Source organism: Lysinibacillus louembei (genome assembly GCF_033880585.1).
In the GTDB taxonomy this organism is placed as follows: Bacteria; Bacillota; Bacilli; order Bacillales_A; family Planococcaceae; genus Metasolibacillus; species Metasolibacillus louembei.
The window spans coordinates 956778-971989 of the sequence record NZ_CP137624.1; the positions used below are offsets into that span (position 1 = coordinate 956778).

At 39.5% G+C, this 15212-nt stretch carries 17 protein-coding genes; 3 read left to right on the plus strand and 14 right to left on the minus strand.

Going from position 1 to position 15212, the window contains the following annotated elements:
• Positions 1-266 precede the first annotated feature (266 nt).
• Entirely contained in the window at positions 267-1712 is a 1446-nt protein-coding gene (locus tag R6U77_RS04675; RefSeq protein ID WP_319837617.1) for a M20 family metallopeptidase, read from the minus strand.
• The gene (locus R6U77_RS04680) at positions 1709-3001 is read right to left on the minus strand and encodes an amidohydrolase (protein WP_319837618.1); all 1293 of its coding nucleotides are present in this window, start codon (positions 2999-3001) and stop codon (positions 1709-1711) included. The genes R6U77_RS04675 and R6U77_RS04680 overlap by 4 nt, the downstream gene beginning before the upstream one ends.
• A 224-nt stretch (positions 3002-3225) precedes the next feature.
• Between R6U77_RS04680 and R6U77_RS04685 the strand changes: the two genes are divergently transcribed.
• A complete protein-coding gene (locus R6U77_RS04685) occupies positions 3226-3612 on the plus strand; it encodes a helix-turn-helix domain-containing protein (RefSeq protein WP_319837619.1) in 387 nt (128 codons plus the stop codon).
• A gap of 190 nt (positions 3613-3802) precedes the next feature.
• Here R6U77_RS04685 and R6U77_RS04690 read toward each other — a convergent pair whose 3' ends face one another.
• On the minus strand, positions 3803-4471 hold the full coding sequence (locus tag R6U77_RS04690; protein WP_293929280.1) for a deoxynucleoside kinase: 669 nt from the start codon (positions 4469-4471) through the stop codon (positions 3803-3805).
• A 2-nt stretch (positions 4472-4473) separates the two neighbouring features.
• Positions 4474-5109 carry a deoxynucleoside kinase gene (locus R6U77_RS04695; protein ID WP_319837620.1) on the minus strand — a complete coding sequence of 212 codons (636 nt, stop codon included), beginning with the start codon at positions 5107-5109 and terminating at the stop codon, positions 4474-4476.
• Positions 5110-5234: 125 nt separating this feature from the next.
• Between R6U77_RS04695 and tadA the strand changes: the two genes are divergently transcribed.
• Positions 5235-5735, plus strand: a complete 501-nt coding sequence (gene tadA, locus R6U77_RS04700) for a tRNA adenosine(34) deaminase TadA (protein ID WP_319837621.1) — start codon at positions 5235-5237, stop codon at positions 5733-5735.
• A complete protein-coding gene (locus tag R6U77_RS04705) occupies positions 5732-6280 on the plus strand; it encodes a histidine phosphatase family protein (protein ID WP_319837622.1) in 549 nt (182 codons plus the stop codon). Before tadA ends, R6U77_RS04705 begins: the two co-directional genes overlap by 4 nt.
• 106 nt (positions 6281-6386) lie before the next feature.
• Here R6U77_RS04705 and R6U77_RS04710 read toward each other — a convergent pair whose 3' ends face one another.
• From R6U77_RS04710 to R6U77_RS04755, 10 genes are all read right to left on the minus strand, one after another.
• The gene (locus R6U77_RS04710) at positions 6387-6836 is read right to left on the minus strand and encodes an AAA family ATPase (RefSeq protein WP_319837623.1); all 450 of its coding nucleotides are present in this window, start codon (positions 6834-6836) and stop codon (positions 6387-6389) included.
• 191 nt (positions 6837-7027) lie between these two features.
• The gene (locus R6U77_RS04715) at positions 7028-7672 is read right to left on the minus strand and encodes a 3-oxoacid CoA-transferase subunit B (RefSeq protein ID WP_319837624.1); all 645 of its coding nucleotides are present in this window, start codon (positions 7670-7672) and stop codon (positions 7028-7030) included.
• 1 nt (position 7673) lies between these two features.
• A complete protein-coding gene (locus R6U77_RS04720; RefSeq protein ID WP_319837625.1) occupies positions 7674-8378 on the minus strand; it encodes a CoA transferase subunit A in 705 nt (234 codons plus the stop codon).
• A 69-nt stretch (positions 8379-8447) separates the two neighbouring features.
• Complete coding sequence (locus tag R6U77_RS04725; protein ID WP_293929253.1) at positions 8448-9695, minus strand: hypothetical protein; 1248 nt, start codon at positions 9693-9695, stop codon at positions 8448-8450.
• The gene (locus tag R6U77_RS04730) at positions 9685-10389 is read right to left on the minus strand and encodes a response regulator transcription factor (protein ID WP_319837626.1); all 705 of its coding nucleotides are present in this window, start codon (positions 10387-10389) and stop codon (positions 9685-9687) included. The genes R6U77_RS04725 and R6U77_RS04730 overlap by 11 nt, the downstream gene beginning before the upstream one ends.
• Positions 10386-11153 (minus strand): sensor histidine kinase, encoded by a 768-nt coding sequence (locus tag R6U77_RS04735; RefSeq protein ID WP_293929251.1) that lies wholly within the window; start codon positions 11151-11153, stop codon positions 10386-10388. Before R6U77_RS04735 ends, R6U77_RS04730 begins: the two co-directional genes overlap by 4 nt.
• Positions 11154-11234: 81 nt before the next feature.
• Positions 11235-12218 (minus strand): ABC transporter ATP-binding protein, encoded by a 984-nt coding sequence (locus R6U77_RS04740; protein ID WP_406601095.1) that lies wholly within the window; start codon positions 12216-12218, stop codon positions 11235-11237.
• Positions 12218-13222 (minus strand): ABC transporter ATP-binding protein, encoded by a 1005-nt coding sequence (locus R6U77_RS04745; RefSeq protein ID WP_319837627.1) that lies wholly within the window; start codon positions 13220-13222, stop codon positions 12218-12220. Before R6U77_RS04745 ends, R6U77_RS04740 begins: the two co-directional genes overlap by 1 nt.
• A gap of 12 nt (positions 13223-13234) precedes the next feature.
• On the minus strand, positions 13235-14155 hold the full coding sequence (gene nikB / locus R6U77_RS04750; protein WP_293929245.1) for a nickel ABC transporter permease: 921 nt from the start codon (positions 14153-14155) through the stop codon (positions 13235-13237).
• 12 nt (positions 14156-14167) lie between these two features.
• On the minus strand, positions 14168-15025 hold the full coding sequence (locus R6U77_RS04755) for an ABC transporter permease (RefSeq protein WP_319838339.1): 858 nt from the start codon (positions 15023-15025) through the stop codon (positions 14168-14170).
• Positions 15026-15212: the final 187 nt, after the last annotated feature.

Genomic DNA, 15212 nt, shown 5'->3' on the forward strand with positions numbered 1-15212 from the left:
TCATTTCAGTACGCTTAAAGTGGTAGCTTCAACCAAATAGTAAGGTACTTATTGAATTATATCACATTCCAATAATACTAAAGTATCAGCTATCTCCAACATATTACAAAAAACTGTACTCAACAATATTATTTCGAAATTATTTTACATATACACAAAATAATTTGCATTTAGACCACCTTAATAGCATTATTTTTGATTTGTTTTATTTTTATTCTTATTTTACTTATTAATAAAAGCCTGCCTGAAAATCAGGCAAGCTTCTCTTATTTATTCATATTTGGCTTTACATGTGTTGGAATTGGATTGATATATGAGCCCTTCGTTTCGATTGCATGCTCTTGTTTTGCCTGCTTAATTAATTCAGGCTGTTGCAATAAGTCAAAGGCTGTTAATGCCATAACTTTCGCTGCATAGAGTAAGCCTTTATGAGCGATAGACGTTTTTCCTTGTGACACAAGCTGCCATGTATGCAGAGGCGTGCCGAAAACAAAGCAAGGAGTGAAAAATTGAGCTGTTGGTACAACCCAGCTTACATCAGCAACATCTGTTGAACCAGCCATTGTTTTGTCCGATTTTCCATATGGGATGACCATATTTAAAAAAGGCTGCTCCTCTATAGTGTTAATCGACTGTGTACCCGCAATGGATAGTACTTCATTCTTGGCTGCTTGTACTTCATTTCCCGTTAATGTTTGCTTCATTTGCTGTGCATAAACAAGCTCTGGCTCTGTATATGTCGGTAACCCTACAGCTTGCAAATTTTTATACAATAGCTGGTTTATAGTATCGTTTGGTAAATAGTTGGAGCAGGCTTTATCAAACTTTACTTTGACCTTCGTTTCTGTCATAAGTGCTGCGCCTTCAGCGATTTTAACAACACGCTGATAAATTTCTTCAACTTCTTTTATATTTTTACCACGAATTAAATACAATACTTCTGCATGTGCCTGCACAACATTCGGTGACATACCACCCGTATTGGTAATTGCATAATGTAGGCGCACATTCGATGGTACATGCTCACGTAAATAATTGACACCGACATTCATTAATTCCACTGCATCTAATGCGCTGCGCCCAAGCTCTGGCGAATTGGCAGCATGTGAGGCAATTCCTTCAAACTCAAAATATACTTGATAGTTTGCTAACGAAGAATAGTTAAAAACGCTAGCAAATGAATGTGGATGCCAAGTTAATGCTATATCAACATCAGCGAATGCCCCTTCGCGCACCATAAACGTTTTACCGGAGCCACCTTCCTCAGCAGGGCAGCCGTAGTAATAAATTTGCCCTTGCACTTTTCCAGCATCAATCCATTCCTTTAATGCAAGCGCTGCGGCAATACCCGCTGTTCCAAGTAAATTATGCCCACAGCCATGGCCATTTGCTCCCTCTATAATGGCCTCCTGAATTGGTGTCCCTTCTTTTTGGCTTAGTCCTGACAATGCATCGTATTCACCTAAAATGCCAATTACAGGACCAGTTGAGCCATACTTGGCAACAAAGGCTGTTGCCATTCCAGCAATACCTACTTCTACCTCGAAGCCTTGACCCTTTAAATAAGCAATTAATGTCTCTACAGATTGGTACTCCTCAAAGCGTGTTTCAGCAATCTCCCAAATTTGATCAGCGAGCGCAAGTATCCCCTCCTGATACTTATTTATATAAGATTCAAGCTCCTGCATCGTTTCCAGTGCCATCACTGTCATTTCATATCCTCCTCACAGAGACTTACTAACATATTTAACCATGCTTCAATGGCTGGTAACATATCGTCTTCCTCGATATCAAAGCATTCATTATGATGTCCTGCGGCTAAATTCGTTCCTATAATAGAATATGTAGCTAAACCGCCACTTTTCTGTACTTTTTCCATTAAAAATGTCGCGTCCTCTGAGCCTGCATTAAAATATTGATAATCAATTGTTGGAATGTTTAGCGCTTTTGTTACTTGTGCTAATTTTTCAGCTAGCTGTCGATCTGATGGCACACTGACTGCACTGCCAACCTTTTCATAATGCACTTTAATATCATACATCGTTGCAATGCCTTCTAAAATATTGCGCATTTGCTGCTCATAAAAGGCATTGATTTCTGTTGTTTCGCCTCGTAGCTCAAGCTGCATTTTGGCATTTGCTGCTATGATATTACGCCCTGCACCCGCATGTAGTGTACCAACATTTACACGGCTCGAGCCATCGCTATGTGGGGGTAGAGCTTGTAAAGCGAGCGCTGCCTGCGCACTTGCTAGAAGTGCATTTTTCCCCTGCTCTGGGAAAGCCCCTGCATGTGCTGCAACCCCTTCAAACGTAACATCATATTTTGAGGTTGCTAAAAAACCATCCGTTCCTGCGACAAATACGCCCTTTTCAACACCTGTCCCAATATGTAATGCAAATAAATAATCAATATCATTTAACAGCTCTGATTCAACGAGCGCGGCTGCCCCACGCACTCCTTCCTCCGCTGGCTGGAATAAAATTTTAATCGTTCCCGTTAGCTTATTGCGATGCTGCATCATTTGCTCTGCTAGTCCAAGACCAATTGTTGCATGACTATCATGACCACACGCATGCATATAGCCTTCATTTAATGAACGAAAATCAAGCCGCTGTGGAATATGTTTATCATTTGTCGTTTCCAAAATCGGCAATGCATCAATATCGATACGGAATAGCACAGTTGGTCCTGGTTTGCCCGTTTCTAAAACCGCAAGTGCTCCTGTATAACCACCTGCCATTTTTTCGAGCCACTTTTCATTCGCCCCAAGATCTTTTGCTCGTTCAAAAAACGATGCCATTTCCTTTTGATTAGGGAGTCCCATGCGCTCACCAACGACTAACTCTTGACCGACATGTACTGTATAGCCCCATGCCTCCAATTGATCAGCTATTTTTGCTGTCGTGCGAAACTCCAACCACCCTGGCTCTGGATAACGATGAAAATCTCTACGCCATACTGATAATGTATTTAAGTAATTTTTTGATAGTTGAATCATTTATTTATTCCCACCTTATTTGAATGCTAAATTCAATACCTTATATAAAGAGTACACTAAACTTAATATTCTGACAATTGAAATAAATCGGGCACCATCTGGCGAAAAGTATATTACGTGCAGAAAAGTACCATTATAAATAAACATCTTATTAATTGTACCTTTTTATAGGTATATGCATTTGAAATATTTTTCTCTAGCTTTTAAATTAGAGGTGAAATGACATGTCAGATTTTTTAAAGCTAGTAGGAGAACAGCTTCGCACCATTCGAATAGCAAAAGGATTGAGTCAAGATCAAGTAGCTGAAAGAACAGGGAAAATAGGCTTTAGTAAAGGGCGACTTTCCAATATCGAAAATGGTCAATCAAATATCACATTAACGACACTAGAATGTTTAATCAAAGCGCTCGACATTGCGCCTGATGAACTATTTAATTTTCATAAATTGTCGGGTACGACAGATATCGAGGAAAAGAATTTAATGCTTGATATTCACCAGTCATTACTAAGAGACCGAGATTTAAGTGAAGTAAAATATGTTGTACGCATTACACGTGAATTTTTAGATACGATAGACGCTCAAACAAAGAAAAATGGCCCGAATAGATAATTGCTATATTCGGGCTGTTTTTAGTCTCAATCGACTTGTGGACGCTTCTCTATTAATTTCATAATGGGACATTGCTGAAAATTGCATATGCTTTTTGCCTTTAGGCATTTGGTTGAATCGTTATATATTTTGCGATAAAAAATCACCCCAAAATGTTGGGGTGAAGCACTAGTAGGTATTTTATCAAATATTATTTTCTCAAATGCAAAGTTTGCTCCATCATGTAAGCGATGCGCTCTACGATGCCTTCAACTTGCTCTGGATTCGCCATCAAATCATAATCATTAATATTTAAGCGTAGCACAGGGCAAGCATTGAAATTATTAATCCAATTTTCGTAACGCTCATGCATTTCATACCAATATGCATGCGGTGTTTGCTGCTCCATCGCGCGACCACGCTCTTGAATGCGTCCAATAATATCATCAACAGGCCCTTCTAAATAGACCAGTAAATCTGGATGTGGGAAATATGGCGTCATAACCATCGCATCAAATAAATTCGTATACGTTTCATAGTCTGTTGGGTTCATTGTTCCTTTATCATAATGCATTTTCGCAAAAATGCCTGTATCCTCGTAAATGGAACGATCTTGAATAAAGCCGCCTCCATATTCAAAAATGCGCTTTTGCTCCTTAAAACGCTCCGCTAAAAAATAAACTTGTAAATGGAAGCTCCATTTCTCAAAGTCCTCATAAAATTTGTCTAAATATGGATTTGTATCAACCTTTTCAAAAGATGTGCGGAATTGCAAAGCTTCTGCTAACGCCTTCGTCATTGTTGATTTCCCTACACCTACTGTTCCTGCAATTGTAACCACTGCATTTGCTGGAATTCCGTACTTTTCTCGTAAATTTATCACTACTGTATACTCCTTTGTTTTAACTTGTCTTCTATTATTTGCAATACATTTTGTAAATCAGCTTCATTTTCTACAAAATCAATTTCATCACCGTTTAGCTGGATCACAGGGATTTCTGGATGCATCTTCACAAAATGCTGGATAAACTCATGATAATCCGCCGCTAGCTGCTCCATATATTCACGTGTAATATTTTTTTCAAACTCTCGACCACGCTTTGCTATCCGCTTCATTAACGTATCAACACTTGCATGCAAATAAACGACCATATTTGGTACAGGCATATCAGCCGTTAAAATTTTATAAATCGCCTCATACTTTTCATATTCTGTAGGCTGTAATGTGCGTTTAGCAAAAATCAAATTTTTAAAAATATGATAATCTGCAACAACTGGCTTTTGCTCTCCTGCTAAATAATGTTTAATATCAGTTAGCTGCTTGTAGCGATTACATAAAAAGAACATCTCCGTCTGAAAGCTCCACTCGCTTATATTTTCATAAAACTTCCCTAGAAACGGATTTTCATCAACAATTTCCTTCAATAAATGATATGTAAAATGCGATGAGACAGCATTAGATAAAGATGTTTTGCCAACACCAATCGGACCTTCTATTGTTATAAATGGAACTGTCACGAAAAGTTCCTCCTCTTAATTTCGAATTCATCAATGCTTTTCATTGTATCATAGACACGCTAAATTGTGTGAGAATTGTGTGTGTGCCTGGCACTCTGCTACAATGACATTAAGGGGCGATGAAAATGGACGTATTTGAAAAAGACCGCTACTTTATGCAGCAGGCACTTATTGAAGCGCAAAAAGCAGGCGCAAAAGGAGAAGTGCCAATCGGGGCAATCCTTGTACATAATGAAGAAATCATTGCACGTGCTCATAATTTGCGTGAAACGACGCAAAATGCTGTGACACATGCAGAGCTGTTAGCAATTCAACAAGCATGTGAAAAAATCGGAAGCTGGCGTTTAGAGGATACGACTTTATATGTCACATTAGAGCCCTGCCCAATGTGCGCGGGGGCTATTTTGCAATCGAGAGTGCCACGTGTTGTATATGGAGCACGCGATATCAAGGCTGGCTGTGTAGATTCCTTATACCGTTTATTGAACGATGAACGCTTTAATCATGAATGTGACGTAGCTGAAGGAGTTTTAGCTGAAGAGTGTGGGCAAATTTTAACGGACTTCTTTCGTACATTACGAGCACGTAAAAAAGCTGAAAAACAGGGGCGGCGTGAGCTACAATGACAACGCTAGGCTTTATACGGCACGGCATTACTGCATGGAATAAAGAAGGCCGAGAACAAGGTCGGCTCGATATTCCACTACATCAGGATGGTATAGTTAGTGCACAGCTACTAGCAAAAAAATTAGCAGATGAACATTGGGACGCTATTTTCACTAGCCCTTTAGCACGTGCACAGCAAACAGCTGAAATCATCGCACAGCAGTTTAACACAATATCTGTACAAACAGATATGCGCTTATGTGAAATTGGGACAGGCTTAATGGAAGGTACAACGGAGCAAGAGCGTATTGCACAATGGGGCTTACATTGGCGAAGCTTGGAATTAGGCATTGAGCCTGAACAAGAAATTATCGCTCGTTGCCAATCCTTTTTACATGATGTCAAACAAACATACCCAAATAAACGAATACTTGTAGTTAGTCACGGTGACCTGCTACGACGCTTGCTGCAGCTTTTCGGCTATGACCTTCCTCGTATGGACAACACCGCACTCACAATTATTCAACAAAATCAGCTACTGTTGTTTAACTACACAGCCCACTAAATGCTATAACAATTGTAATCAAAGAGCCCGACGAAAAGCCGATTATTTGAGAAATTGATGCTCATATTATCGGCTCCATTTGTCACATCTCCCCATCAACCTCTGTTTAAAATCCTATTGAGCTGTGAATTTCTTTCATCACATCATGAATAGATTTATCTGTAGAGATTGTCAAATCGCTGCTTTGAATGATACGAGCTTCAAAGTGAATTTTATCATCGACTACCTTTGCCCATTCTTCCTCACTTTTCCCAAAAGAATTATTTTCTCTAGCTTGAATTCTTTCTTTCATTACCTCTAAAGGAGCTGTGAGCGTAATGACAAAATCTAAATAAGGATAGATTTCTTTTTGGTTGATTGCAGTGCCTGCAAGGAAAATACTTTTGTTTCTATTATGGTTAATGTAATCCAGAATTCTTTGTACATCCATTGTACCATCAAAGAAAATCCAACCATCATAATCTAAGTCAATTGTTAGATGACCATCTTGATTAAGATGGTCAAGTATCGTTGTCTTCCCAACACCCGACATGCCAGTTAATAATACTTTTACCACTCTAGTATCCCACCTTCTTTTAGCATGAAAACTCTTCATTTCACAAAATAGTATTGAAAGACATATGAATGATAGTAAACGCTATATTGCTTCACATTTCAAGGATAAATCGTCGCATCAATGTTTATTCATGATAAAGTAAAGAGTGCTATCTGAAAAGGTGATACTTTTCATATAGCACTCTTGCCATTTCACTGCAAATGCTCTGCTACAACAAAGCTTGCCTCTGTCTTCTCTTGGATTTCCTCTATAGAGCTGCTTTCCTGCACTTCCACTAAAGCCATGCCCTCATCTGTAAAATCAAAGACAGCTAAATCTGTAATTAAACGATGCACAACTGCTTTCCCCGTTAAAGGCAATGTACAAGCCTTTTTAATTTTCGATTCGCCATGTTTATTGACATGCTCCATAATGACAACGACACGCTTTGCGCCAACGACTAAGTCCATTGCGCCCCCCATACCTTTGACCATTTTCCCTGGAATCATCCAGTTCGCTAAATCGCCTTCCTGCGAAACCTCCATGCCACCTAAAATAGCTAAATCAATATGGCCACCACGAATCATGGCAAAGGATGCTGCACTATCAAAGAATGCCGCACCACGTGCAGCTGTAACTGTTTCTTTCCCTGCATTAATTAAATCCGCATCGACTTCTGCCTCTGTTGGATAAGGGCCGATGCCGAGCAAACCATTTTCCGATTGCAATAGCACATTGACACCTGCTGGTAATGCATCTGCAACAAGCGTCGGAATACCGATACCTAAGTTGACATACATACCATCCTGCACTTCCTGTACAGCACGCGCTACAATCAATTGTCTGCTATCATGCATATTAAGCATCCCCCTTCACAACACGTCGCTCGATACGTTTTTCATAATTTTCTCCTAATAAAACACGCTGTACATAAATACCTGGTGTATGAATTTCATCTGGATTCAGCTCGCCAGCCTCGACAATTTCCTCTACCTCTGCAATTGTAATTTTTCCTGCTGTTGCTGCAAGTGGATTAAAATTGCGCGACGTTTTACGGAAAACTAAATTGCCCATCGTATCTGCCTTCCAAGCCTTCACTAGCGCAAAATCGCCAACAATGCCTTCCTCCAACAAATACTCCTTACCGTTGAACATTTTTACCTCCTTGCCCTCTGCAATTGGTGTCCCTACCCCTGTTGCTGTATAAAAGCCTGGAATGCCTGCACCGCCTGCTCGAATGCGCTCAGCTAATGTCCCCTGTGGTGTCAGCTCAACCTCTAGCTCACCACTTAAAAATTGCTGCTCAAAAATTTTATTTTCACCTACATAGGAGGCAACCATTTTTTTAATTTGTTTATTCGCAAGAAGTAGACCTAATCCCCAATCATCTACCCCACAATTATTGCTAACAACCGTTAAATCCTTCGTTCCTTTATCCTTTAATGCGTCAATCAATTTCTCAGGTATACCACAAAGCCCAAAGCCACCAACAATTAACGTGCTGCCATCCCCAATATCTGCAACAGCCTCGCTAAATGATGACCATACTTTATTACTAGCCAACATAAACACCCCTTTTCTGCATTACTTACTAAAAATTCTACCTTATGCATGATTTTCAGTAAAGAGGTGCTACTGTCTTTGTCTTACCCACAACAAAAACCCTGCCGCTAGCAAAATTGATACAATAACCGGCAACAGCATTTGCCCTGTTTGAAATAAATAAACTTCGCTACCTACAACTAAAATTAGTACAATAATATATGTGTAGCTAGGCATTCGAATATTCGTAAATAGCAGCACATAAATAAATGGCAGTAACACTGCATTCATCATGCCAAAAAATAGCACAGTCGAAAGCAAGGAAATTTGCTCAATCGCTGATAGTAAGCCAACAATAAGGAACAGCGATATTAATGTTGTCGCCGTATGTGCAATGCTTCCCCTTCTAGCAGCTTGAAATGCCTTCAAGCTATTGAGCAATACCATGAAGCACGCAACAACGCTAAATATGCCAAATAGATAGCTTAGCCACAAGGATTCCTCTCTATATAAAAAGGTTAGTATAAGCACCTCTAAGTTTTCAAAGGACCCTCTAAAAATGGCAATCATTAAAATTGCGGTAAACGAAAAACCGAGCAATATTTTAATAAAGGCAGCAGATAATAAAGCATTTTTGCGTTTCTCTTGCTTAATAAATGAAAGATTAAACCATGTTGGAAAATCGACAAGCACTTGTCCAATCGCTACAAATAAATAAGCGATGAACACTGAAATAATTTCTGGATTTTTATAATAAAGCAAATAAGGGTGATACAAGCGGATTCCTTCATAAATTTTCGTTGTCCCATTCAATACAAAATAATAAATCGGGATAAACGTTAATGTGCTAAACAATGCAATCATAAATAGCATCGCTAATAAATAAAAACCGTTCGTTGATGTATAAAAGGCGAAAATAACAAGCATGATTAAAAAGGCAAATAAAAATTGAAAATACCAGTCGCTAAAAACCATATGTGCGAATGTATACAATACAACAAATTGCACAATCCATAGCTCGTATTGAGCAAAATACGCGATGCTTTTAAAAAAAAGGCGGTTACGCCCTGTTGTTTGCTGCTGAATTCGCTCTGTAATATATACGGTGGCTGGCTGCCATACTCCCGCTCTTTTCACAAAAAAAGCAAGGGCAACTAAAGCAAAGCCATAGCTAAATGTATAAATAATCCCAAAAAACAGCCCATATTTTATTAATGTTTTTTCAGAGGACATAAGTGGATTCCCTGTAATCCAACGCACTAATAATAAGCTTGCGCCAAAGGCTGTACCAACTAGGTAAAAATTTGATGTGAAAAAGCTGCTGATGCTACGCTTCATTGTTGTGATTCACTTCCATCACCTTAAATTCCCTCGGCGCCATCCCATATTTCTTTTTAAATGCGACACTGAAATAATGCTGGCTATTAAAACCACTTTGCTCCGCAATTTCCGAAATGCTGAGCTTCGGATTATTTAACATGCTCGCCTTTGCCTTTTCAAGGCGATAATTGTTGATATATTCATTTAAGCCAATTTGCTGTACCTCTAAAAATTTTCTACTCAAATAGCTTGGATGCACAAAAACCTCAGCTGCAATCGAATTGACGGTCAATTTCTCAGCATAGCGTTCGTGAATAATGGATAATGCCGCTTGAATTGTTTCATTTTGTGATGACCACTTGTCATATTTTTTTATCGTCTGAATAAGCTCCTCTTCAATAATCGGCTTCGTCAAATAGTCTGACACCCCTACGCGAATAGCTTGCTGCGCATAATCAAAGCTTTGATAGGCAGTAACCATAATAATGTCTAACTCATATAGCTGCTGCAATTCCTTCGCTAGCTCTAGCCCTGTTTTACCCGGCATTTGAATATCTAAAAAGGCTAAATGAATACGGTGCTGCTTTGCTAATGCCATTGCCTGTGAGGCGTCCTGTGCCTTATAAACATGCCAATTAGGAAAATGCGGCTTAATCAAATATTCCAGCTGCTCAATTTCTAAAAATTCATCATCTACAATGAGTAAATTCATTTTTCTCCCTCCCCCTCTTCCAGCTCATTCATTATTGGTATTTCAATAAAAACAGTAAACTCGCTATTTTCATTTGTCGCATAAAATTGATAGCTTTCCTTGCCATATAACAACGTCAAACGAGATTCGATATTCGCTAAGCCGTAGCCGCTTTCTTCATGGCTATTTTCCTCATATTGACCATGCTGTGAGTTGCGCACAAGCAGCTGTAGACTGTCATTTATCAATTGCATGGAAATAAACATCTCAGCAGGTCCAGAGTATTTCTCAAAGCCATGCTTAAAGGCATTTTCAACTAAAGTTTGCAGTAAAAAAGGCGGTATTTTTTCAAGCCTCGCCTGCTCTGAAACGTCGAGAGTTAGTTGAAGTCGCTCACCAAAGCGATATTTCTGAATAATATAATAGTGGTGAATCAACGCTAATTCATCTGATACCGGCACTAACATATCTGTATCTTTATAATGAAATTTTAAAAATTGTGCTAAGCTCTCTGTTGCCTTCACTAAATCCTCTTTACGATTTAATCTGGCCAAGCCTAAAATAATATTCAATGTATTAAAAAAGAAATGTGGTTTAATTTGCTGATTCAGCTTCATCAAATTGACTGATTGCAAATCCTTCTCCAGCTCCAGCCTTCTTTTTTCTTCCTTTAAACTATCAATTTGCTTCTCAAAAATCGAAATAAACCCCAGCAGCATCGCGGAGATGATGGGGGTCAAAATACAAAGCATAATAAACATATTAAATGTGTCTAATTGAAGCATACAGCAACACTCCTGCTGAGTTGTGTGACTTTCATTAAAACATAGAATCATCGTCCAAGAAATTTTTTTGCCTCATGCAACTCATAGAAAGTTTTCCCAATAGTGACATGCTGCCCTATGTCCGTCTTTTACTTCTAGTAATTGCGGCTCCTTCTGCTTGCATTGCTCCGTCGCAAACGGACAACGTGTATGGAAGCGACAGCCTGTTGGCGGATTTAATGGTGATGGTACATCTCCCTTTAAAATAATCCGCTCACGTTTTTGCCCTTTTTCAACTGTCGGAATAGCTGAAAAAAGTGCACGCGTGTATGGGTGGACAGGTGTAGCAAACAATGATTTCTTATTGGCAATTTCAACGATTTTCCCTAAATACATTACAATGACACGATCTGAAATATGGCGCACAACGCTTAAATCATGTGAAATAAATAGCAATGTAAGCCCTAATTCCTTTTGTAGCTTTTTTAATAAATTTAAAATTTGTGCTTGAATGGAAACATCTAATGCAGATACCGATTCATCACAAATAATAATTTTTGGATTGACTGATAAAGCACGTGCAATCCCAATCCTTTGACGTTGCCCACCTGAAAATTCATGCGGGTAACGCTCTAAATATTCAGGCTGTAGACCAACTAATTGCATGAGCTCAATCATGCGTGCCTCCTGCTTGTCCTTCGGTACAACATCTTGAATGGACATCGCCTCGCTTAGCATCTGACGAATCGTTCTACGTGGATTTAAGGAAGCATAAGGGTCTTGGAAAATAATTTGAATATCCTTGCGTGCTACACGTAGCTGTTTTTGCGTCATTGCTAATAAATTTTCACCGAACAATGAAATGCTGCCATCTGTTGGCTCATCTAAACGCAAAATCGAGCGTCCTGTCGTTGATTTACCACAGCCTGACTCTCCTACGATGCTCAATGTTTCACCTTCATATAGCTGAAAGGAAATATCGTCCACTGCACGCACAACCTGCTTTTCGCCAAATAGCTTTTCCTTTTTCAAATAAAAATATTGCTTTAAATTTGTCACCTCTAAAATCGGTTGCACCTCACCCATCATCGCTCACCACTTTCCTGTAGATTCCACTTCTCTGAATATTGATAGCAGCGTACTTTGCGCCCTTCTGCCATTTCAATTAGCTCAGGCTGTGCCGCACGACATAGCTCTCGTGCAAATGGGCAGCGATCCGCATAGCGACAGCCTTCAGGATAATGATATGGACTTGGCACAGAGCCTTCGATTGTTTGTAGCTCGTCCTGCTCCTCATAAAGCTTGGGCAACGAGTCAATTAAGCCTCTTGTATATGGGTGCAATGGCTCGTCAAAAAGCTGCTCTGTTACCCCTTCCTCAATGACTTGCCCAGCATACATTACTGCCACCTTATCACACATTTCTGAGACGACACCTAAATCATGTGTAATAAAAATGATGCTCATGCCCATCTTTTGCTGTAAATCCTTTAAAATCTCTAATATTTGTGCTTGAATCGTTACGTCCAGTGCTGTTGTTGGCTCATCTGCAATTAATACATCTGGACTACAGGCTAAAGCCATTGCAATCATAACACGCTGACGCATTCCACCACTTAGTTGGTATGGCTCCTGCTTTGCACGCTTTTCAGGCGATGGAATCCCAACGATACGCAGCATTTCAACAGCCTTATCCCATGCTTGCTTACGTGGCAACTTTTCATGCAAACGAATCGTTTCCGCAATTTGTTCACCTACTGTTAGTACAGGATTTAAACTCGTCATTGGCTCCTGAAAAATCATTGAGATTTTTTTACCACGAATTTTGCGCAGCTCCTCCTGTGATAGGCCAACGATGTTTTTGCCATGCAATAAAATTTCACCATCAACAATTTTCCCTGGAGGTGATGGAATCAAGTTTAAAATAGATAGGGAGGTCATTGATTTTCCGCAGCCTGATTCCCCTACAACGCCGATTGTTTCACCTTTATTCAAATAAAAGGAGACACCGTCTACCGCCTTGGACACGCCTTCCTTTGTGAAAAAATGTGTTTTTAAATTTTTCACCTCAAGCACCTTTTGCTGTTCCATGAAAATCCCCTCCTAGTTCAAATCAATACGTTTATTGAAGACACGATATAAAATATCGACAATTAAATTTACAAAAACGAAAATTAATGAAGCGACTAATACGCCACCTTGTACGATTGGCAAGTCACGTGTGCGAATCGCATCGACAATCATGCGCCCTAAGCCGTTGACTGCAAACACCGACTCAACTAACACCGTTCCCCCTAAAAGGCTACCAAACTGCAAACCTACTACTGTAATAACAGGAATCATCGCATTGCGTAGTGCATGCTTGAAAATAATGACATAGCCCTTCAAGCCCTTCGCCTTCGCTGTACGAATAAAGTCCTGATTGATGACCTCCAGCATACTCGAACGTGTCATACGAGCAACGATTGCAGCACCACCAGCCCCTAACGTAATCGCTGGTAAAATAATATGCTGTGGGCTTTCCCAGCCAGCAACAGGCAGCCAGCCCAGATTAATAGCAAATGTATACATTAATAAAATCCCTAGCCAAAAGCTTGGCAACGAAATACCTAATAATGCAACCACCATAAAGCTCATATCTAACCAAGAATATGGGCGAATTGCTGATACAATCCCTGCGATTAAGCCAAGAACAATGGTAATTGCAATACTATACATCGCAAGCTCAAAGGTAATCGGTAAACGGGTTGTAATTTCCTCTAATACGGGCTTGCCATTTTTTAATGAATTGCCAAAATCACCTTGCACAACACCTTTAATATATTCGAAATATTGCACGTAAATCGGTTTATTTAAGCCGAGCGACTCTCGTAAATCCTCTATCGCTTGCTCTGAAGCGCCTTCACCCGCTAAAATCACGGCTGAATCCCCTGGAACCATTTGCATAATTAAAAATACAACTAATGTTACGCCAAGTATGACAGGAATGACCTGTGCTAAACGTTTTACAATAAATAATGCCATTATGTCCGCCTCCTATGCCTTCATTCTTGGATCAAGTGCATCTCGCAGCCCATCACCTAATAAATTCAACCCTAATACTAAAAACGAAATCATTATTCCTGGGAATAATGCCATATGTGGTGCGTTAAATAAGAAATCACGCCCTGCCGATAGCATTGCTCCCCACTCTGGTGAAGGTGGCTGTGCGCCTAAGCCTAAAAATGATAAGCCTGCTGCTGATAAAATCGCAGTCGCTAAACGCATTGATGCTTGAATAATAATTGGCGATAAAATGTTCGGTAAAATATGTCTAAATAAAATAACAATATTATTTGCTCCAAGCGTTCTCACCGCATCAATATACTCTAGCTTTTTCACTTCCATCGTAGAGCCGCGTACAATACGCGCAAACATCGGGATAGAGAAAAAACCGACAGCAATTGTGACATTGATTAAGCTTGTCCCTAAGGCACTAACAATTGCTAAAGCTAATAAAATCCCTGGGAATGCTAGCATGACATCAATCATACGACTAATAATTGAATCTACTCGCCCGCCATAATAGCCAGCGACTAAGCCTAGTAAAATTCCGATCGAGCCACCAAATAATACAGCTGAAAAGCCAACACCAACTGTTAAATAGGAACCATATAAAATACGACTAAGAATATCGCGACCTTTATCATCTGTCCCCATTAAATGCTCCATGCTCGGTCCCTGTAACTTATTTTGCAAATCAATTTCATATGGATCATATGGTGCAACGAGCGGACCGAAAATTAATATTAGTGCATAAATACCTAAAATAATAAGACCTGCTAATGCAGCTTTATTTGAATAAATTTTGTACCATAATTCTTTTCGTTTCTTCTTTCTTACTTGTGAGCGCATTTGACTTAATGACACCGCTTGAACATTTTCACTCATGCTACTACCTCCCTGTTCGATAATGGTGTCTTCAATTTAAAAAACTTTTGCATGAAAGTAAATACGAATATTCGGAGTTGTCAGAATATTTAAAGAAGAGGTCAGATTTGTGAAAATACTTCAAGATTTTTTTCGCTATAATGCAATTAGG

Coding starts and splice junctions, on each gene's coding strand:
- R6U77_RS04755 (WP_319838339.1), bottom strand. CDS start 15,025: ATGCGCTCACAAGTAAGAAAGAAGAAACGAAAAGAATTATGGTACAAA.
- R6U77_RS04725 (WP_293929253.1), bottom strand. CDS start 9,695: ATGAAGCGTAGCATCAGCAGCTTTTTCACATCAAATTTTTACCTAGTT.
- R6U77_RS04730 (WP_319837626.1), bottom strand. CDS start 10,389: ATGAATTTACTCATTGTAGATGATGAATTTTTAGAAATTGAGCAGCTG.
- R6U77_RS04680 (WP_319837618.1), bottom strand. CDS start 3,001: ATGATTCAACTATCAAAAAATTACTTAAATACATTATCAGTATGGCGT.
- R6U77_RS04675 (WP_319837617.1), bottom strand. CDS start 1,712: ATGACAGTGATGGCACTGGAAACGATGCAGGAGCTTGAATCTTATATA.
- R6U77_RS04705 (WP_319837622.1), top strand. CDS start 5,732: ATGACAACGCTAGGCTTTATACGGCACGGCATTACTGCATGGAATAAA.
- R6U77_RS04735 (WP_293929251.1), bottom strand. CDS start 11,153: ATGCTTCAATTAGACACATTTAATATGTTTATTATGCTTTGTATTTTG.
- tadA (WP_319837621.1), top strand. CDS start 5,235: ATGGACGTATTTGAAAAAGACCGCTACTTTATGCAGCAGGCACTTATT.
- R6U77_RS04715 (WP_319837624.1), bottom strand. CDS start 7,672: ATGCATGATAGCAGACAATTGATTGTAGCGCGTGCTGTACAGGAAGTG.
- R6U77_RS04740 (WP_406601095.1), bottom strand. CDS start 12,218: ATGGGTGAGGTGCAACCGATTTTAGAGGTGACAAATTTAAAGCAATAT.
- R6U77_RS04745 (WP_319837627.1), bottom strand. CDS start 13,222: ATGGAACAGCAAAAGGTGCTTGAGGTGAAAAATTTAAAAACACATTTT.
- nikB (WP_293929245.1), bottom strand. CDS start 14,155: ATGGCATTATTTATTGTAAAACGTTTAGCACAGGTCATTCCTGTCATA.
- R6U77_RS04685 (WP_319837619.1), top strand. CDS start 3,226: ATGTCAGATTTTTTAAAGCTAGTAGGAGAACAGCTTCGCACCATTCGA.